18 protein-coding genes are annotated in these 19,713 nt (G+C 67.5%); all 18 read right to left on the reverse strand.

Annotation, left to right across the window (positions count from 1 at the left end):
• Nucleotides 1–31 precede the first annotated feature (31 nt).
• Nucleotides 32–622: a 50S ribosomal protein L5 gene (gene rplE, locus AC3ANJ_RS14780; RefSeq protein ID WP_406249195.1), complete on the reverse strand. Its 591-nt coding sequence runs from the start codon at nucleotides 620–622 to the stop codon at nucleotides 32–34.
• Nucleotides 622–981 (reverse strand): 50S ribosomal protein L24, encoded by a 360-nt coding sequence (gene rplX / locus AC3ANJ_RS14785; protein WP_406249194.1) that lies wholly within the window; start codon nucleotides 979–981, stop codon nucleotides 622–624. The genes rplE and rplX overlap by 1 nt, the downstream gene beginning before the upstream one ends.
• Nucleotides 982–983: 2 nt before the next feature.
• On the reverse strand, nucleotides 984–1,352 hold the full coding sequence (gene rplN / locus AC3ANJ_RS14790) for a 50S ribosomal protein L14 (RefSeq protein WP_025102399.1): 369 nt from the start codon (nucleotides 1,350–1,352) through the stop codon (nucleotides 984–986).
• On the reverse strand, nucleotides 1,349–1,672 hold the full coding sequence (rpsQ, locus tag AC3ANJ_RS14795; protein WP_488316945.1) for a 30S ribosomal protein S17: 324 nt from the start codon (nucleotides 1,670–1,672) through the stop codon (nucleotides 1,349–1,351). Before rpsQ ends, rplN begins: the two co-directional genes overlap by 4 nt.
• Complete coding sequence (rpmC, locus tag AC3ANJ_RS14800; protein ID WP_264156994.1) at nucleotides 1,672–1,986, reverse strand: 50S ribosomal protein L29; 315 nt, start codon at nucleotides 1,984–1,986, stop codon at nucleotides 1,672–1,674. The genes rpsQ and rpmC overlap by 1 nt, the downstream gene beginning before the upstream one ends.
• Nucleotides 1,986–2,405: a 50S ribosomal protein L16 gene (rplP, locus tag AC3ANJ_RS14805; RefSeq protein ID WP_264156993.1), complete on the reverse strand. Its 420-nt coding sequence runs from the start codon at nucleotides 2,403–2,405 to the stop codon at nucleotides 1,986–1,988. The genes rpmC and rplP overlap by 1 nt, the downstream gene beginning before the upstream one ends.
• Nucleotides 2,405–3,163, reverse strand: a complete 759-nt coding sequence (gene rpsC, locus AC3ANJ_RS14810) for a 30S ribosomal protein S3 (protein WP_406249192.1) — start codon at nucleotides 3,161–3,163, stop codon at nucleotides 2,405–2,407. Before rpsC ends, rplP begins: the two co-directional genes overlap by 1 nt.
• The gene (gene rplV, locus AC3ANJ_RS14815) at nucleotides 3,163–3,561 is read right to left on the reverse strand and encodes a 50S ribosomal protein L22 (protein WP_147037973.1); all 399 of its coding nucleotides are present in this window, start codon (nucleotides 3,559–3,561) and stop codon (nucleotides 3,163–3,165) included. Before rplV ends, rpsC begins: the two co-directional genes overlap by 1 nt.
• Nucleotides 3,562–3,586: 25 nt before the next feature.
• A complete protein-coding gene (rpsS, locus tag AC3ANJ_RS14820) occupies nucleotides 3,587–3,868 on the reverse strand; it encodes a 30S ribosomal protein S19 (protein WP_120229702.1) in 282 nt (93 codons plus the stop codon).
• A 12-nt stretch (nucleotides 3,869–3,880) separates the two neighbouring features.
• The gene (rplB, locus tag AC3ANJ_RS14825) at nucleotides 3,881–4,720 is read right to left on the reverse strand and encodes a 50S ribosomal protein L2 (protein WP_406249191.1); all 840 of its coding nucleotides are present in this window, start codon (nucleotides 4,718–4,720) and stop codon (nucleotides 3,881–3,883) included.
• Between the two features lie 20 nt (nucleotides 4,721–4,740).
• On the reverse strand, nucleotides 4,741–5,064 hold the full coding sequence (rplW, locus tag AC3ANJ_RS14830; protein ID WP_264156990.1) for a 50S ribosomal protein L23: 324 nt from the start codon (nucleotides 5,062–5,064) through the stop codon (nucleotides 4,741–4,743).
• Entirely contained in the window at nucleotides 5,061–5,723 is a 663-nt protein-coding gene (rplD, locus tag AC3ANJ_RS14835) for a 50S ribosomal protein L4 (protein ID WP_488316946.1), read from the reverse strand. Before rplD ends, rplW begins: the two co-directional genes overlap by 4 nt.
• A gap of 2 nt (nucleotides 5,724–5,725) precedes the next feature.
• On the reverse strand, nucleotides 5,726–6,385 hold the full coding sequence (rplC, locus tag AC3ANJ_RS14840; protein WP_488316947.1) for a 50S ribosomal protein L3: 660 nt from the start codon (nucleotides 6,383–6,385) through the stop codon (nucleotides 5,726–5,728).
• An 8-nt stretch (nucleotides 6,386–6,393) separates the two neighbouring features.
• Nucleotides 6,394–6,702, reverse strand: a complete 309-nt coding sequence (gene rpsJ, locus AC3ANJ_RS14845; protein ID WP_017201594.1) for a 30S ribosomal protein S10 — start codon at nucleotides 6,700–6,702, stop codon at nucleotides 6,394–6,396.
• Between the two features lie 715 nt (nucleotides 6,703–7,417).
• Entirely contained in the window at nucleotides 7,418–16,207 is an 8,790-nt protein-coding gene (locus AC3ANJ_RS14850; RefSeq protein ID WP_488316948.1) for a DUF5979 domain-containing protein, read from the reverse strand.
• A 177-nt stretch (nucleotides 16,208–16,384) separates the two neighbouring features.
• A complete protein-coding gene (locus AC3ANJ_RS14855) occupies nucleotides 16,385–16,609 on the reverse strand; it encodes a hypothetical protein (protein ID WP_406249187.1) in 225 nt (74 codons plus the stop codon).
• Nucleotides 16,610–16,756: 147 nt separating this feature from the next.
• Nucleotides 16,757–18,100, reverse strand: coding sequence for an HNH endonuclease (locus tag AC3ANJ_RS14860; RefSeq protein WP_488316949.1), 1,344 nt, complete (start codon nucleotides 18,098–18,100; stop codon nucleotides 16,757–16,759).
• A gap of 62 nt (nucleotides 18,101–18,162) precedes the next feature.
• The gene (locus AC3ANJ_RS14865; RefSeq protein ID WP_488316950.1) at nucleotides 18,163–19,674 is read right to left on the reverse strand and encodes a sugar transferase; all 1,512 of its coding nucleotides are present in this window, start codon (nucleotides 19,672–19,674) and stop codon (nucleotides 18,163–18,165) included.
• Between the last annotated feature and the right edge of the window lie 39 nt (nucleotides 19,675–19,713).

The raw sequence follows: 19,713 nt of genomic DNA on the forward strand, positions 1-19,713 counted from the left end.
GCCTTGCGGCATCCCTCCCCGCGTCACCGCATCACGCCTGGGCGTCTTCGGACTTGAAGGGGAAGCCGAGGTGGCGCAGAAGTGCGCGACCCTCGTCATCCGTCTTCGCCGTCGTCACCACGGTGATGTCGAAGCCGCGAACGCGGTCGATCTTGTCCTGATCGATCTCGTGGAACACGCTCTGCTCCTGGAGACCGAAGGTGTAGTTGCCGTTGCCGTCGAACTGCTTGGCCGAGAGACCGCGGAAGTCGCGGATACGGGGCAGTGCGAGCGAGACCAGGCGGTCGATGAACTCCCACGCACGGTCGCCACGGAGGGTGACGTGCGCGCCGATGGCCTGGCCCTCGCGCAGCTTGAACTGCGCGATGGACTTGCGGGCCTTCGTGACGATCGGCTTCTGGCCGGTGATCTTGGTGAGGTCCTCGACCGCACCATCGATCACCTTGCTGTCGCGAGCCGCCTCACCGACACCGGTGTTGACGACGACCTTGACGATGCCGGGGATCTGCATCACATTCTGGTAGCCGAACTCTTCCTGCAGCTTCTGCTGGATCTCGGCCTTGTACTTCTGCTTCAGGCGCGGCTGGATCTTGCCAGCCGGCGCGGCAGTGTCGGTGCTCATCAGAGGTCCTTACCTGACTTCTTCGCGTAACGCACACGGACGGTGCGCTTCACGCCGTCCTTGGTCTGCTCCTCGACGCGGTGGCCGACGCGGGTCGGCTTCTTGCTCGAGGGGTCGACGACCTGGACGTTGGAGATGTGGATGGGAGCCTCGATGGTCTCGATGCCGCCCGTCTTCGTGCCGCGCTGCGTCTGGCCGACGCGCGTGTGCTTGGTGACGTAGTTGACGCCCTCGACGATGACGCGGTTCTCGGCCACGAGGACCTCGAGAACCTTGCCCTGCTTGCCGCGGTCGCCGCCCTTGTCCTGCTTGCGGCCCGTGATGACCTGAACCAGGTCGCCCTTCTTGATGTTCGCCATGATCAAATGACCTCCGGGGCGAGCGAGACGATCTTCATGAACTTCTTGTCGCGAAGCTCACGACCGACCGGTCCGAAGATACGGGTGCCGCGGGGCTCCCCGTCGTTCTTCAGGATCACGGCGGCGTTCTCGTCGAACTTGATGTACGAGCCGTCGGGACGGCGCGTCTCCTTCTTGGTGCGGACGATGACCGCCTTGACGACGTCGCCCTTCTTCACGTTTCCGCCGGGGATCGCGTCCTTGACGGTCGCGACGATGGTGTCACCCAGGCCGGCGTAACGACGGCGCGAGCCGCCGAGAACGCGGATGGTGAGCAGTTCCTTCGCGCCGGTGTTGTCGGCGACCTTGAGGCGGGACTCCTGCTGAATCACTTGGCCTTCTCCAGAATCTCAACCAGACGCCAGCGCTTGGTGGCGCTGAGCGGCCGGGTCTCGTTGATGAGGACCAGGTCGCCGATGCCGGCGGTGTTGCCCTCGTCGTGCGCCTTCACCTTGGAGGTGCGGCGGATGACCTTGCCGTACAGCGGGTGCTTCACGCGGTCCTCGACCTCGACGACGATGGTCTTGTCCATCTTGTCGCTGACGACGTACCCGCGGCGGGCCTTGCGGTAACCGCGAGCGTCCGCGTCGCGCACGTCGTGCTCGGCGTGCTCGACGGTGCTCGCCTTGGCGGCAGCCTTCTTCTCAGCCATTACTCGGCCTCCTCCTTCGGCGCCTCAGCCGAGTCGGCCTTCTTCGCCTTTGCCTTGGACGCCTTCTTGGCCGGAGCCTCGACGGGAGCGGGCGTCGCACGGATGCCCAGCTCGCGCTCGCGGATCACGGTGTACAGGCGCGCGATGTCGCGCTTGACGGCGCGGATGCGGCCGTGGCTCTCCAGCTGGCCGGTGGCCGACTGGAAACGGAGGTTGAACAGCTCCTCCTTGGCCTTACGCAGCTCCTCGACGAGGCGCTGGTCTTCGAACGTGTCGAGCTCGCTGGGAGCGAGCTCCTTGGTGCCGATCGCCATTACGCGTCGCCCTCCTCGCGCTTGATGATGCGTGCCTTGAGAGGCAGCTTGTGAATGGCACGGGTCAGTGCTTCGCGAGCGAGCTGCTCGCTGACGCCGGCGACCTCGAAGAGGACGCGACCCGGCTTGACGTTGGCGACCCACCACTCCGGCGAACCCTTACCGGAACCCATGCGGGTTTCGGCCGGCTTCTTCGTGAGCGGACGGTCGGGGTAGATGTTGATCCACACCTTGCCACCGCGCTTGATGTGACGGGTCATCGCGATACGAGCGGACTCGATCTGACGGTTCGTCACATACGCGGGGGTGAGCGCCTGGATACCGTACTCGCCGAAGGAGACCTTCGTGCCGCCGGTTGCCTGGCCGCTGCGCCCCGGGTGGTGCTGCTTGCGGAACTTGACCTTACGGGGAATAAGCATCAGGCAGACGCTCCTTCTGCGACGGGGGCCTCGTTGCGAGGACCACGGCGACGGTCGCCACCGCGGTCGTCACGACCGCGCGACTTCGGCGCGTTGGCCTGCTCGCGAGCGAGTTCCTTGTTGGTGAGGTCACCCTTGTAGATCCAGACCTTCACGCCGATGCGCCCGAAGGTGGTCTTGGCCTCGTAGAAGCCGTAGTCGATGTTCGCGCGCAGCGTGTGCAGCGGCACACGACCCTCGCGGTAGAACTCCGAACGGCTCATCTCGGCGCCGCCGAGACGGCCGGAGACCTGGATGCGGATGCCCTTGGCGCCGGCGCGCTGAGCGCCCTGCAGACCCTTGCGCATCGCACGACGGAACGCCACACGAGCAGAGAGCTGCTCGGCGATGCCCTGCGCGACGAGCTGAGCGTCGGCCTCGGGGTTCTTGACCTCGAGGATGTTCAACTGGATCTGCTTGCCGGTGAGCTTCTCGAGGTCGCCACGGATGCGCTCGGCCTCAGCACCACGACGACCGATGACGATACCGGGGCGTGCGGTGTGGATGTCCACACGCACACGGTCACGGGTCCGCTCGATCTCGATGTTGCTGACGCCGGCGCGGTCCAGCTGCGTCTGCAGCAGGCGACGGATCTTGATGTCCTCGGCGACGTAGTCCGCGTACCGCTGACCCGGCTTCGTCGAGTCAGAGAACCAGCGCGAGACGTGGTCGGTGGTGATACCGAGGCGGAAGCCGTACGGGTTTACCTTCTGTCCCATTACTTGCTCGCCTTCTTCTTGCTGTCGCCCTCGGCCGCGGCAGCGACCTCCGGCGTCGAGAGCACGACCGTGATGTGGCTCGTGCGCTTCTTGATCTGGAAAGCGCGACCCTGTGCACGGGGGCGGAAACGCTTGAGCGTCGTGCCCTCGTCGACGTAGGCGTTAGCCACGTACAGGTCCTGCTCGTCGAGGTACTCGCCGTCACGATCCGCCTTGACCTGCGCGTTGGCCATGGCCGACGCGACAAGCTTGTAGATCGGCTCACTGGCGCTCTGCGGTGCGAACTTCAGGATCGCCAGAGCTTCCTGGGCCTGCTTGCCCTTGATGAGCGCGACGACACGACGAGCCTTCTGAGGGGTCACGCGGATGTGTCGCACGCGTGCGATGGACTCCACCATTTCTCTCTCCTCTATCGCCCCCGCGTCAGCGGCGGCGGCCCTTCTTGTCGTCCTTCTCGTGGCCGCGGAAGGTGCGGGTGGGCGCGAACTCGCCCAGCTTGTGACCGACCATGGTCTCGGTCACGAACACAGGGATGTGCTTGCGACCGTCGTGGACGGCGATGGTGTGTCCCAGCATGGCGGGGATGATCATCGAGCGTCGCGACCAGGTCTTGATAACGTTCTTCGTGCCGGCTTCGTTCTGCACGACCACCTTGCGAAGCAGGTGCTCGTCGACGAAGGGGCCCTTCTTAAGACTGCGAGGCATCTTCTCTTACTCCTACTTGCGCTTCTTGCCGGCGTTACGACGACGCACGATGTACTTGTCGCTTTCCTTGTTGGCGTGGCGGGTGCGACCCTCAGCCTGGCCCCAAGGAGTGACGGGGTGACGTCCACCGGACGTCTTGCCCTCACCACCACCGTGCGGGTGGTCGACCGGGTTCATGGCGACACCACGGACGGTCGGGCGAACGCCCAACCAGCGCTTGCGGCCGGCCTTGCCCCAGTTGATGTTCGACTGCTCGGCGTTGCCGACCTCGCCGATGGTGGCGCGGCAGCGTGCGTCGACGTTGCGGATCTCACCGGACGGCAGACGAAGCTGCGCGAAGGCGCCATCCTTGGCGACGAGACGTACCGAGGTCCCCGCCGAGCGAGCCAGCTTCGCGCCGCCGCCGGGGCGGAGCTCGATCGCGTGGATCACGGTACCGGTGGGGATGTTCTTCAGCGGCAGGTTGTTGCCCGGCTTGATGTCAGCCGATGCGCCCGACTCGACGATGTCGCCCTGGTTCAGCTTGTTCGGCGCGATGATGTAGCGCTTCTCGCCGTCGAAGTAGTGCAGCAGCGCGATGCGTGCGGTGCGGTTGGGGTCGTACTCGATGTGAGCGACCCGAGCGTTGACGCCGTCCTTGTCATTGCGACGGAAGTCGATGACACGGTACTGGCGCTTGTGGCCACCACCGATGTGACGGGTCGTGATGCGGCCCTGGTTGTTACGGCCACCGGTCTTCGACAGGGGACGCAGCAGCGACTTCTCGGGCGTCGATCGGGTGATCTCGGCGAAGTCGGCCACCGACGAACCGCGACGACCCGGGGTCGTGGGCTTGTACTTGCGAATAGCCATGATTGTCCTTATCCCCCGGATCAGCCGATTGCCGTGAAGATGTCGATGGTGCCCGACTTCAGGGTGACGATGGCGCGCTTGGTGTCCTTGCGCTTACCGGTGCCGAAGCGGGTGCGACGGGCCTTGCCGACGCGGTTGATCGTGTTGACCGCTGCGACCTTGACGTCGAAGATCTTCTCGATGGCGAGCTTGATCTCAGTCTTGGAGGCGCGCGGGTCCACGAGGAACGTGTACTTGCCCTCGTCGATGAGCGAGTAGCTCTTCTCGGACACGACCGGCTTCAGGATGATGTCGCGCGGGTCCTTGTTGAGAGCGGTCGTCAGGACGGTTGCCTGCTCGGTCATGCCGAGACCTCCTCGGTTGCGCCGGTCTTCGAAGCGATGAACGCCTCGAGCGCGGCCTTGGTGAAGACGATGTCGTCGGAGACGAGCACGTCGTAGGCGTTGAGCTGGTCGTAGGTGAGCCAGTGAACGTCCGGCAGGTTGCGGACGGACTTGAGCGTCACCTCATCGTCACGCTCGGTGACGACCAGGATGTTCTTCGGACCGGCGACCTGTGCGAGCAGGCTCGACGCGGTCTTGGTCGAAGGAGCGGAGTCGATGCCGAAGGTCTCGACCACGTGCAGACGCTCACCGCGGAAGCGGTCGCTCAGCGCGCCCAGCAGGGCGGCCGCGATCATCTTCTTGGGGGTGCGCTGCGCGTAGTTGCGCGGCTTCGGTCCGTGGACGATGCCACCACCAGTCATGTGCGGCGCGCGGATGGAACCCTGACGGGCGTTACCCGTGCCCTTCTGCTTGAAGGGCTTGCGGCCTGCACCGGAGACCTCACCGCGACGCTTGGTCGAGTGGGTGCCCTGACGCGCAGCGGCGAGCTGTGCGACGACGACCTGGTGGATCAGCGGGATGTTCGTCTTGACGTCGAAGAGCTCGGCGGGCAGCTCGATGGAGCCGGCCTTCTTGCCGTCGGCCTTCAGAACGTCGAGCGCGAGAGTCGAGTCAGCCATGTTCAGGCACCCTTCACTGCGTTGCGGACGTAGACGACGCGGCCACGCGCACCGGGGACGGCGCCCTTGACGAGCATGAGTCCCTTCTCGGCGTCGATGGCGTGCACCGTGAGGTTGAGGACGGTCACGCGCTCGCCACCCATACGGCCGGCCATGCGCATGCCCTTGAAGACGCGGCTCGGAGTCGACGATGCGCCGATGGAGCCGGGCTTGCGGTGGTTGCGGTGGGCACCGTGCGATGCCGAGACGCCCTTGAAGTTGTGGCGCTTCATGACACCCGCGGTGCCCTTGCCCTTGCTCGTGCCGACGACGTCGACCAGCTGGCCGGCCTCGAAGAGACCGTCGACCGTGAGCTCCTGGCCCAGCGCGTAGTCAGCGGCATCCGCGGTGCGGATCTCGGTGACGTGGCGACGCGGCGTGACGCCGGCGGCCTCGAAGTGAGCGGAGAGGGGCTTGTTGACCTTGCGGGGGTCGATCTGGCCCGCGGCGATCTGAACGGCGTTGTAGCCGTCCTTCTCGGGGGTGCGGACCTGCGTGACCACGTTGGGTGCGAGCTCGATGACGGTGACGGGAACGATCTTGCCGTTCTCGTCCCACACCTGCGTCATGCCGAGCTTGGTGCCCAGCAGACCCTTGGAAATCTTTGCGTTGATGTCAGCCATGTCGATCCTCAGAGCTTGATCTCGATGTTGACGTCAGCCGGCAGGTCGAGACGCATCAGCGAGTCGACGGCCTTGGGCGTCGGGTCGACGATGTCGATCAGACGCTTGTGGGTGCGCATCTCGAAGTGCTCGCGGCTGTCCTTGTACTTGTGGGGCGACCGGATGACGCACACGACGTTCTTCTCGGTCGGAAGCGGCACGGGGCCGACGACGGTTGCGCCCGCACGGGTCACAGTGTCGACGATCTTGCGCGCCGACGTGTCGATGACCTCGTGGTCATACGACTTCAGGCGAATGCGGATCTTCTGTCCCGCCATTTGTCTGCTCACTCTCTTTAAGCGTCTTACCGTCCTGGGCCGGGTGACCCAGGGGCATTGGACGCACGATGACGCTGTTCGCGCCTCGGCACTCGACAGGCTCCGGAGAACCGATCTGCGCACCACTGTTCTTCTGTCAGTCCGCACGCCTCGCGGCGCACGGCAGAACCTCTCAGCAGAGGTGTCGGGGATGTTCTTCTACCCGCGGCCTAGAACCCTGCTGCCTCAAGAAGAGGCGCCGTCTATGCACTGCCCTGGTAGTGATCCGCGAGGCACGCATAGCGCACCCCAGGAATGTGGAACTTACCTATTGTGCCATGGGTGATTTCGGTTCTGCAAACCCGGGCGTGTCGCGCCGGCATCCGAGGGGAAGATCGTGGGGCGAGGCATCCCCATGCCTCGCCCCACGCGGGGATGCGTTCAGCGCGAGGGGGCGCGCCGAACGCGGGGGTCAGGGCGTGAAGGGACGCCCCGATCCCCGTCGGTGGCATGGCGGATCGACTGCCGTGTCGGCAGCGCGCGACGCGCAGAAGGCGTCGCAGACGCATCGATCCCCAAAATCGTTCCCCAGTCGTGTGCACGGCTCAGCCGTGCGATTCGGAATCGCGAACCCCTTCGCGATCCCAGCCGCAAGATCCCCAGGCGGCTGCACTCAGCATAGAGGATGCCGGAGGCCGGGCGCGAGCGATTCGCACCCGGCCTCCGATCGGCGTCGTCAGGCTTCGAGCGCCCGACGGCGACGGGTGATCAGCAGAACCAGGATGCCGCCGCCCAGGAGCAGCAGCACGAGGATGCCGAGCACGATCGGCATCGCGAGCCCGGTGGCCGGGAGACCTGCGACGAACTCGTTCGTGATCTCGACGTCCACGTCGTCGTCCAGCGCGACATCCGCTGAGGTGCCGTCGCTCGTGACGGCGGTCCCGTCGGCGGCGGTGACGACGATGGTCGTCTTCACCGCTCCCCCGGCATCCGTCTCGGAGATGCGGCAGTCCACGCCCACCGGGAGGTCCCGGAAGACCGTCGTGTAGCCGCCCTGCGCGCTCAGCACCCGCTCGGCGCCGCCAGGGACCGTGACCCCGTCGGCGCACTCGAGGAGGACCGTGAACGATCCGTGTGCGCCGTCGGCGTCCAGGTCGCCGGTGCGCTCCTTGGTGACCGTGATCGCTGCGACGTCGAACGTGTTGGTCGCGGCGACCGTCGCCGTGCCGTCCGCCTCGAGGACGACGTTCCCGTCGCTCGGGTCGAGCGCCGTCGACGTGGCGCCGCCGGCATCCGTCTCCTCGACGATGCACTCGGTGTTCGTCGGGTACGGCCCGAACGAGCGGGTCGCTCCCCCGGCGAGCTCGAACGTCTCGTCGAGCAGCGTCTGTCCGTCATAGGTGCAGACGGCCGTGAACGTGAAGTCGCCGGAGCCGTACAGGCTCGCTCCCGCACCGTCGACGACCTTGATCACCGTGAGGACGCCGGCGTCGAACGAGTTCGTGAACTCGACCGCTGCCTCCTCGACGCCGACCTGCACGGATGCGGTGCCGTCGCCGTTGTCGGTGACCCCGTCACCGGTGATCACAATGCCGTCCGCGGTGGCGCCGACCTCGGTGATGAGGCAGTCCGCACGAGCCGGGATCGTGTTCGCCGGGGCGGTGAAGGTGCCATCCGCCTCGAGGGAGAACGTCAGCTCGGTGCCGTCCTCACCGAACGTCACCGGGATCCCGGTGGCGCTCGTGCACTGCAGCGTGAAGTCGAACGGGCCGTAACCCGCTTCGGCTTCGGCATCGACCCGCTTCGTGATCGACAGCCCCGAGAAGGCGTAGTCGTTCACGAGCTCGGCGGTCTGCTCGGCCGGCACCTCGTCGTCGTCGGTCACCACGGCATCCGCCGTGACGATCGCGACCGGGGCCGGACGGGTCGTCTCGCCGAACTCGCCGACGACGCCCTGCTCGGTGACCTCGCAGGTCGCTCCGGTCGGGATGCCGTCGATGCGCCGGGTGAAGCCGTTCGCCTCGTCCAGGACGACGGAAGCGTCGGCGCCGAGCGGCACGTTCGCGCCGCCGACCGTGCACACGACGTCCGCGCGGAACTCGTCGGACGCGTAGTCCGCGGCGTCGCCCGTGACGGTCTTCGTGACCTCGATCGCGGTGAGGGCGAACGTGTTCGTCGCGGTGACGGTCGCGCCCTCCCCTTCGGTCAGGGTCACGACGCCGTCGGCCGGGGACAGTACCGATGTGGTCGCGCCGGCCGTCTCGGTCTCGGCCACGACGCACTCGGTGCCGGTCGGGTAGGTGCCGAACGTGCGCTGCGCGTTCGCGTCGAGCACGAAGGTCTCATCCAGCAGCGTCTGGTCGCGGTAGGTGCAGACCGCGGTGAACTCGAAGGGCCCTGCGCCCCACAGCTCGGCCCCAGCACCGTCGACCACCTTGGCCACGGTCAGGATGCCGGCGTCGAAGCCGTTCAGGATCTCGACGCTCGCGGTCTCGGTGCCCACCAGCACGGTGGCCGTGCCGTCGCCGTTGTCGGTGACGCCGTCTCCGACGATGACGATCTCGTCGGCCGCCGCGCTGTCGACCTCGCTGATGAGGCAGGTCGAGTTGGCCGGGATCGTGTCCTCCGGCGCGGTGTAGGTGTCGTCGGCCTCGAGCGTGAACTCGACCTCGGTGACGTCGCCGTCGAACAGGACAGGGATGCCGGTCGCACTCGTGCACGACAGTGTGAAGTCGAACGGACCGAAGTCCGCTTCGGCCTCGGTGTCGACGCGCTTCGTGACCGACAGGCCCGAGAACGTGTAGTCGTTCGTCACGGTCGCGATCTGCGCGGCGGGGACCTCGGCGTCTGGTGCGACGACCTCGGTCACGTCGATGACCGTCGGCGTTCCCGCGCGGCCTGTCTCGCCGTACTCGCCGAGCTCGCCCTGCTCGGTCACGTCGCAGGATGCGCCGGTCGGGATGCCGTCGATGCGGTGCGTGAACTCGTTGGCGGCGTTCAGTTCGACCACGGCGTCGTCGCCGAGCGGGACGTTCTCGGTCCGCACGGTGCAGACGACGTCGACGCGGTACTCGTCGGCGCCGTAGGCCGCGGCCGGACCCGTGATCTCCTTGGCGACCTGGATCGCCGTGAGATCGAACGTGTTCGTCGCGGTGACGGTGGCCACGGCATCCGCTTCGTCCGTGATGACGACCGAGCCGTCGGCCGGGTCGATGGCCGTACGGGTGGCGCCGCCGGCGCCGGTCTCCTCCACGATGCAGCTGGTGCCGGTCGGGTAGACGCCGAACGTGCGCTGCGCGTTCGCATCGAGCTGGAACGCCTCGTTCAGCAGCGTCTGGCCCTCGTAGGTGCAGACGGCAGTGAAGTCGAAGGGTCCGGCGCCGTAGAGCGCGGCGCCTTCGCCGTCGACGACCTTGCTGACGGTCAGGATGCCGGAGTTGTAGCCGTTCGTGAACTCGACGTTCGCCTGTTCGGTGCCGACGAGCACGGTCGCCGAGCCGTCGCCGTTGTCTGTCACGTTGTCGCCGACGACGACGATGCCATCGGCATCCGCGCTGTCGACCTCGGTGATGACGCAGGTGGAGCGCGCCGGGATGGTGTTCTCCGGTGCGGTGAACGTCTCGCCGTCCTCGAGGGTGAACTCGAGTTCGGTCGCTCCGCCGTCGAACGCGACCGGTGTGCCGGTGGCGGTCGTGCAGCTCAGGGTGAAGTCGAACGGGCCGAACTCTCCCTCGGTGGCGTCGGTGTCGACGGTCTTGGTGACCGCGAGTCCCGAGTAGGCGTAGTCGTTGCCGATCGTCGCGACCTGTGCTGCCGGGACGTCGATGCCGGAGTTCTGCTCGTCGACCACGAGGGTCACCGGGGTGCCGGTGCGCGTGGTCTCACCGAACTGACCGGTGGCGCCCTGCTCGGCGATGTCGCAGGCGGCACCGAGCGGGATGCCGTCGATCCGGCGGGTGTGCTCGTTCCCGGAGTTCAGCTCGAGGACCGCGTCATCGCCCAGGTCGAGTTGTGTGCCGTCGATCGTGCAGACGACGTCGACGAGGAACTCGTCCGGTGCGTAGCCTGCGGCATCTCCCGTGATCTCCTTCGAGATCGCGATGGAGCCGAACACCAGGTGCACGCCCACCGGAGACGGCGAGATCTTCAGGTATCCGGTGGCGCCGAGCTCGCGGTACTTCACACCGAACTGGTTCCAGGCGAACGAGTCGCGTGCCGGCACCGCGGACGGGGCTCCGGACGGGTTCGCCTCGGAAGCCACGACGTTCGTGCTGCTGTAGGTGATGTCGACGAACGCGCCGGGCTGGAGGGCACCGGCCGCGGTCGTCGTGAAGTCGAGTGAGACCCGGAGGCCGGAGACGGTCGACCAGTCGGTCGCGTCATCGGCCACGACCCACTCTTCGCCGTTCTGCGCACAGGGCTCCTGATCGGCGAGGTTCGACCAGGTGCCGACGCAGACGCCGGTGGAGGTCGTCACCTCGACGACCGTGGTGGTGCCGGCGGGTGCGGCCATCGCGATCGCGTCGAGGACCTGCGGGCGGTAGACCGACCCGCGCGATGCCCCGGAGATGAGGGCCTGGTCGCCGGCGACGGGCAGCTGGTCGAAGAGGACCATGTCGGAGATGGGCCTGGTGCCGCCGTTCTGCGCCCGGAGCACCCAGTCGTCGGTACCGCCGATCTGGCTGTTCGCCGCGCACGGCGAGCGGTAGTAGGCGCCGCCGGTCGCATTGAGCGACTGTTCGCACACGTGCTCGGGGTTGGTCGTGTTGATGGCACCGTCGCGCTCACCACGGACGCCCTTGACGACGAACAGGCTCGTGCCGTCGGTCGGTGTGACGTACTCGGTGGTGCCGCAGGTGGTGGGATCGGCATCCCACGCGCCGGTCACGGCCCCGCCCTGTTCGATGTTCGTGCAGGAGCTGAGCTCTTCGGCGGTCTGCACGGTCATCTCGTTGATCGCCTGCTCGCCCAGGAGCAGTCCCGGCTGCAGTTCGAGCAGGATGCGGATCGAGAACGTCTCCCCCGGTGCCATGCGCGAGCCTTCGGCCCAGGTGAAGACGAGCTCGTCGCCCTCCTGCGCGAAGCCCTCTGGTGCCGGAAGCAGGCCGTCGGGTGCCGGCGTGTAGACGGGCTCGTCACCGAGGTACACGAGCTCGGGCGGCAGCAGGTCGCGCAGTTCTGTGACCGTCAGGTAGCCGGTGCCCTGGTTCGTGAAGGTGAGGTCCCACGGCACGAGGTCGCCGGCGGTGGCGAAGTGGCTGGTGCCTTCGTTCACCGTCTTGTGTACGGCGAGCTGGTGCGTACCGGGCGAGAGGCCGATCTCGGCGTTCGCGGTGTCCTCGGCGCTCGAGCCGGTGCGGCGGTCGCTGACGGCGGTCACCGTGTCGTCGATCGTGCCCTCGAGCGGGATCGGGTCGCCGGAGTCGCGGTACGCGTCGCGCAGCTGCACGGTGAAGGCCGCGGTCGTGCTCCAGTTCGGCGCAGGCACGGCGGGCGACAGGAAGGCGCCGTCGACCCGCGAGAACGCGAATCGGATGCCCTGGATGTCGCCGTACTGGTCGGCGGCCACCGGCAGCGCGGCATCGCCGATCGCGGTCGCGGCGGAGTCCACCCAGGTCAGCTCGCCGTCGACCGGGAGGTACGCCGAGACGACGACCTGGTCGGCGCCGTCGGGGGCGGTGATCGCGCCGAGTCCGGTGACGTCGAACGCGTTCCAGAAGTCGGGCGACGTTGTCGTGTCATCCGTGACGCGCACCTCGGCGGGTGCCAGGGTGCTGACCGGGTCTGTGCCCTGGTTCGCGCCGAGCGTGACGGTGACGGGTGCGCCGCGGGTGGGCTCGGTGAGAGCCTCGGGCGAGATCTGCTTGGTCGCGCCGACGTTCAGGTCGCCGCCGGTGAGCACGACGGTGACGTCTGCGAGGTCGCCGGTGGCGACGCCGTCGCTGAGGATCGGGTCGTACGACTGCGCGAACACGCGGTTCTCGACCTCGACGCGCTGGTTGGCGGTGAGGCGCTGCTCTTCACCCGTGCTGCGGATGGTCGGGCGCACGCGGGCGTCGACCACGACGGTGAGCACGTTGGCCGGGGTGATCGTTCCGCCCGTGGTCGACGGGTCGGTGCTCTGGAAGGTCGTGCTGATGCCGACGACCGTGGCGAGCTGCTCGGCCGCCATCGCGTTGACGGCTGCGGCGGTGGTCTGCTCGGTGGTGTACCCGCCCCCTCCCTCGTCGTAGCGCAGCAGCCAGACGACGCTGGCGGCGAGGTCGACCTGCTCGGGGATGGCCGCGCCGATCGTCACCTTGGTGGCGTCGAAGCGGTCGAACGGGTTGCCCTGCCCTGTGGCGGTCAGCCAGTCGATGTCGGCGGTGAACGGGTCGCCGACGGCGCCGGCGGCGGTCGCCGCGCTCTGGCACTCGGCGATGTCCTGGGCGTCGGTGCAGGCCGGCGGATCGGTCACGCGGATGTACGAGGCCTTGGCCACTGAGCCGTTGCGCGCTTCGAGCGTGAAGGTCGCGGTCGGGTACGTCTCGGCATCCGCACCGGGAAGCGGCACGTTCAGTGGCGTCGTCGGAGTGACCGACTTGCGGACGTCGACGGCCGGGTCCGGATCGGTGATGAGGATCTCGTGGTTGTCGACGTCGCTGACGACGTCTCCGCCGGCGAGCGGTTCGCCGTCGATGCGGACCGTGTTGTCGACGAGTCCTGCGTCTCCGGCGTTGTAGATCTCCTCGCCGGTGACCCACGATCCGTCCGAGCGCTTCTGGTCGCGGATCTGCCAGGTCAGGTCGAACGTGCGCACGGCGCTGGAGGATCCGACGCCGTCGCCGATGGCGTCGACGAAGGGGTCGCCCGATGCAGCCCTGGCCGTGGTGTTCGGCGACAGGACGATGCGGAATCCGGTGGCGTCACGACGCTCGTCGTCGGTGAGCGCGTAGCCGACGAAGCCGCCGTTCTGGATCCAGCCGCCGGCCGGCGGGTTCGCCGCCGGCACCCAGGCGCCGCCGATGAAGAGCTCGACCGCGTCCACGTTGTCGTACTGGATGTACCAGCCGTTGCTGAACGGTTCGTCGTCGGCCGGGATGTCGTCGATGCGCACGAGGTTGAACGCGTCGTACACCGTGCCGGCCGGGTCGCCGGGGATGCCGCCGTCGAAGGCGGTGCCGGAGTCGTTGTTCGGGTCGGAGATCGCGACGCGGGCGTAGTCGGGGTCGACGCGCCAGCTCAGAGTCGTGTCGCGCACCTGCAGCGACTGGGCGGCGACGGTCGCCTGGTTCCAGCGCTTGTCGATGCCGATCGGACCCTCGTTCGCGTACGTCTCGATCGTGCCCTCGCCGGTGTCCTCGGCGGTGTCCTCGAGCGGGGTCCCTGTTTCGGTCTCGCCAGAGCCGGTGGTCGTGGCGGTGTTCGTGTACGACACCGGCTGGTCGTCGCCCGGCACCGTGGCGTCGCCGCTGACGCGGAGGGTGTCGCGCGCCTCGGAGACCACGTAGGGCGTGACGGTCGTGTCGGACGGGAACCCGTCCGGGTTGTCGAACGTGAAGCGGATGCCGTAGACATCGTCGATCGTCATGCCATCGGGCAGCGCGGCGAGGACTTCGTCTTCGGACATCGAGATCCGGTGCGGAAGGATGCGGGCCGGGAAGACCTGCAGTGTGTGCGGGTTCCCGGCGGAATCGATGACGTCGATGGTCAGCGACGTGTTGGCTGGCACCTGCGTCGTGGCGATCGAGGTGAAGTCGAAGGCGTCCCAGAAGGTGCCCTCACCGGCGAAGGAGTCCTCGACGACGATCTGCGTGGCGGTGATGTAGTCGGACGTGGTGGTGAGGTTCGAGTGCAGCTCGGTGACGACGGGCTCGCCCGGAGAGACCGCGCTGGACGGGCGCACCGACTTCTCGAGCGCGACGGCGATGGCGGGGTCGACGAGCGTGAGCGTCGCGTCGTCGTCGTCGCTGGCCTGGAGTCCGTTCTCGGCGGTCACGGTGGTGGTGGCGACGTTCGTGGTGACGACCTCGTCGCCGCCGTCGGCGACGGCGGCCTCGGTGGTCTGGATCGTGAAGTCGATCACGGCGGAGGCACCGGACTGGATGCCGCCATCAGGCGCGGTGTACACGAACTCGAAGCCCGAGATGTCCTGGCCCGGGGCTGCGGGAATCTCGCCGTTCACGAGCGCGACCTCGATCGGGTCGCCGCCGGCGAGCGGGTAGTAGAAGAGCGTTCCGGTGGTGGCGGTGCTCGGCCAGACGGGCGGCGCGCTGAAGCCGCCGAACGTGACGTCGGCGGTGAAGTAGTCGAGGTCGGCGACGCGGAGTTCGTCGACTCCGACATCCGACGTGTTGGTGCCGACGATGCGGGAGGCGGCGGAGTCGCCGGCGGCGATGCGGCCCGGCTCGATGCTCTTGGTCGTCGCGGCGGCGACGTTGACGGGGTTGACCTCGTAGTTCGCGGTGGCGGTCTTCGAGACCGGCTCGCGGTCGTTCACGGCGGCGGTGCCCTGTGCGACGTTGTCGATCGTGTGCTGTTCGGTGGAGAGGTCGGCGCCCGACTCGCGGTCGGATTCGCGCTGCGCGACATCGATGGCGACGGTGCCGGTCGCGTCCTTCGCGATGGCGGTTCCGGTGTAGGTCAGGCGGATGCCGCCGACGAGGGCGGGGTCGACGCCGGCGGGGAGTTCGACCGTCGACGAGGGCGGACCGGGGACCCAGGTCCACGTGCCGTCCTCCTGCTGCAGGTAGAGGTCGACCTGCACCTGGTCGGCGCCTTCGGGCAGCGTCGAGGCGCCGAAGCCCGTGAAGTCGGTGATCGTGAACGGGTTGCTCGGGTCGAGCGCGGTGGCGCCGTCGGCGGCCGCTGCGGGTTCCTGGATGATCAGCGTTTCGACAGGGCCGTTGGATGCGTTGGTGACGCCGAGGTCGATCATCGACGGAGCGCCCGGGTTGTAGCTCTGCGGCGACGGGCTCCAGCCCTTGGTGACGCCGACGTCGATGACGGAGGGCGTGGTGACCGTGATGGTGGCGTCATCGCTGTCGGGGGCCGAGTTCGTCGCGGCGGTCTCGGCGACGTTGGTGATCACCTTGGTGCCGGGCGTCAGGTCGTCGGGGACCTGCAGCGTGATGGCGAAGGTGAGGGTCTGCCCGTTCTGCAGGCCGGTGCCGGCGGGTGCGGTGACGGGGCCGGTGAAGTCGACATGCAGGGCGGTGTCGGCCGTGATCACTTCGGGTGCGGTGGAGCTCTCGACGCCGTCGACGGTCCAGGTGACCTGGCGCGGGATGCTCGAGGTGCCCGGCTGCGCGCTGACGTTCTGCACGGCGTAACCGGCGAGTTCGGCTGGCAGCACGTCGTCGAGCGTCGCGTCCAGACACGAGCGCTCGGAGCAGTTCACGGCGATCGTGTATGTGAACGGCTGACCGGGCGAGAGCTCGGCCGGCTCCACGCTCTTGGTGACGGTGAGGTACTCCGGGTCGCCTTCGGCTGCCATCGACGCTTCCGGCACCACGAGTCCGGTGACGACCAGTGCGAGCGAAATCACCCCCGCCCAGATTCCGCGCAACTCCGACCGCTTTGTAACCCGCTTGTGCATCAGTCCACTTCCCCTAGCCCTGTGAGGATTCTATGGGTACGGCGCGACGCGACCAATGCCTTTCTATGCGCGGACATGGATCGAGGGCGGACTCCGCAGTGGAGCCCGCCCTCGATCAGCGGCAGATTACTCGTTGCCGACGGCCTTGTCGGCGCCGTCGCGGATCTCGTCGATCTTGTCGGCAGCACCGGGGGCGACCTTCTTGGCGAAGTCGGCGACTCCGTCGAGCACCTTGTCGCTGATGTCCTCGGCCTGCTCGCTCTTGACGGCGTCAGCGATCTTGTCCTTGTGCTCCTCGTAGAGGTCCTTACCCTTGCCCACTGCGTCGTTGATCGAATCTTCGATACCCATTGCAATCCCTCTCGGTTCTGTGCCGGCAAGGTCGCGCCGACGCTCCCATTCTGTCCGGCGGATGTCGGGAGGGGAAGAGTCAGGATGCAGCGGCCTGCGAGTTGCCGACCGGCAGCCGCGGTCGGCACAGCTTCGCAGGCCTCGGTGTCAGGCGGCGAGGTTGTAGCGGTGGGTGCCGCCGAGGCGTGGGGTGCGTTCGGGGTCGACGCTGGGTGGGGGGATGAACCAGACTTTCGCGGTGACACCGGTGCCTTCGATTCTGATTTCCCATCCGTTGTCGTGGACGCGGTGGTGGCAGGTGTCGCAGAGCAGGACCCCGCGGTTGAGGTCGGTGCGTCCTTGGTCGCGTTGCCACCAGTCGATGTGATGGGCGCGGGTCATCGAGGGTGGGAGCGTGCATCCCGCGCATCCGCCGTCTCGGAGCACCAGGGCGAGGCGTTGCGCTTTCGTGAAGAAGCGTTTCTCCCTGCCCCAGTCGAGGATCTCGCTATCCGTCCCGAGGACGTAGGGAATGACACCGCCGGATGCGGCCATCCGCCGGGCGGTGCCGATGCTGATGGGTTGGTCGATGCCGTCGATGGTGGCGTGTCCGGTCCCGCCGGTGAGGTCGTCGAGTCCGACGCGGACGATCACGGTCGCACCCGCCAGGGCGGGGGCGTTGGTGTCGCACCCGAGCGCGTGGGCGGCGAGGTCGGCGAGGGCGTCCGCCTGCAGCTGTCCGACGGTGCGGCGGTCGGCGTCAGGGTCGAGGGCGTTCGCGCGGGCGTTCAGGACCGCGGTGACATGCCCTTCGATCGCGACCTTGATCGGTGCGCCGGTGGCGACATCGACATCCGCGTCGATGTGGAACCGTCCGTCGCGTTCGAACATGACCAGCCTGTTCTGCGCCCGGTCGGCCTCCTCCCGCGGGAGGACCCCGTCCGGGTCCAGGTGCGCTTCGGCGTGGGTGAGGAGCTTTCGGACCTCGTCCAACGACAACCCGGCCGCTTTCTCGGCGAGCAGGGTCTCCGCTTCGGTCACCCGTTCCGCGGAGATCTTCACCCGCACCCGGTCCAGCAGCCCGATGATCAACCCGGCCGCCGGGGCACCGATCCGCCCACAGGCCAGGGCGGCTTGCACGGCCGGGTACTTCGCCGGCAACCTGGCCCCCAGCAGATCACTGCGCGGCGTGATCGCTTCCCCGACCTTCACCAGCCGCGATGCCTCACCCGAAGAGCGTCCGGTGACCGTCGCGACGAACTGGCCCGCGGTGCGGAACCCCTGCTCCTTCGCCAACGACTCGGCACCGAGTTCGGGCCGGGACTCGTACGCGATCCGCGCCGCGACCTCGGCCTCCAGTCCGTCCACGACCCGGTGCAGCACCCCCAGTTCCGCATTCGCGGCCACCAGGCCCGCCCGGTCCAGATCCGACGCATCCCCCGCATCCGCCCACACCGCGTCGAGGCGGGTGACCGCCTCGTGCAGAGCATCCAGATGCGTCGTCGTCGACATACCCCCACGCTACCCCGACCACACCCAAAAGGGAAGAGATGTTCGAAAGAAATATTCGAAACTCAGTGCGCCGTGGCTCCGGGGATGATCACCGCACGCACCGTGCGGAACAGGATGATGATGTCCTGCATGAGCGACCAGTTCTCGACGTAGTACAGATCGAGGCGGATGGTCTCCTCCCACGACAGCGAGGAGCGACCGCTGACCTGCCACAGACCGCTCATGCCTGGCTTCACCAGCAGGCGGCGGTAGGCGACGTCGTCGTAGAGAGCGACCTCGGTGGCACGCTGAGGCCGCGGGCCGACGAGACTCATGTCTCCCCGGAACACGTTGATCAGCTGCGGCAGTTCGTCGAGGGAGTGCTTGCGGAGGAACCGCCCGACCCTGGTGATCCGCGGATCGTCGTTGATCTTGAACAGCGGCTTGGCCGCGTCGCCCTGCAGATCGAGCAGCGACGCCAGCTGATCGTCTGCGTCGGCCACCATCGAGCGGAACTTGCGCATGCCGAACGTCCGCCCGCTGCGGCCGATCCGCTCTTGGTGGTAGAAGATCTTTCCCGGGCCGTCCACGCGGATCGCGATCGCCGTCGCCAGGAACACGGGCGAGAGCAGCACCAGGAGGATCATCGAGCCGACCAGGTCGAAGGTGCGCTTGAGGAATCGGGACGCTCCCTCCATCCGAGGGAAATCGACGTGCACGAGCGGAAGACCGGCCACAGGAGTCGCATGCAGCCGGGGACCGGCGATGTCGGTGAGCGCCGGCGCCATGATCAGCTGGATGTCCCGGTCGGAGACCGCGTAGCCCAGCCGGCGCATCATCTCGGGGTCCAGGTCATCCGAACCCGCGATGATCAGCGCGTCGATGTTGGCCGCGTCGAGCGCCGCCTCCGCATGGGCGATGTCGCCGAGCACCTCGATGTCCGGGACGCCCTCGGAAGCGACGCCGTTCATGATCACGCCGACGATCTCATAGCCGCTCCCCGGCGTGCGGCGGATCTGCCCGGTGACGTGCCTGACCTTCGACGGTTCGCCGATCACGACCGCGCGGTGCAGGTACTGACTGTTCTTCTGCCTGGCACGCAGCCACTGACGCCACAACCAGCGCGACAGCAGCAGGAGCAGGACGCCGAGGGGGAAGATCACGGCCACGAGAAGTCGGGACAGATTCATCCCGAGGAAGTAGGCCATCGCCACGGTGAAGGCGAACACCGCGATCGACGCGTTGACGAGCCGTCGGTACTCGATGAAGCCGCTGCCGACGATGTGACGCTCGCGGCTGTCCGTGACGTCGAGGGCGATCAGCCACAGCACGCCGATGATGATGAGCGCGGCCGTGTAAGAGAAACGGGGGCCGCCGGGCCACGACACGGCGGTCGTGATGCTGGGAATGGCGATCAGCCATCCGACGACGAGGGTGATGACGAGCACGACGACGTCGCTGTAGAAGAGTCGACTCGCGTAGCGGCGCGGCCATGCGGCCCGACGCGCCTTCTGGACGGGAATCCGAGACGTCTCCCTCGGCTCCTCCGAGATATCGGAGCTGCCGCGCTCGAGCTGAACGACGACGATGCTCACCCCCCTGTGATGAAACCGGACCGCGAGTCATTGTACCCG

This window comes from Microbacterium sp. STRO-1N, from assembly GCF_057748015.1.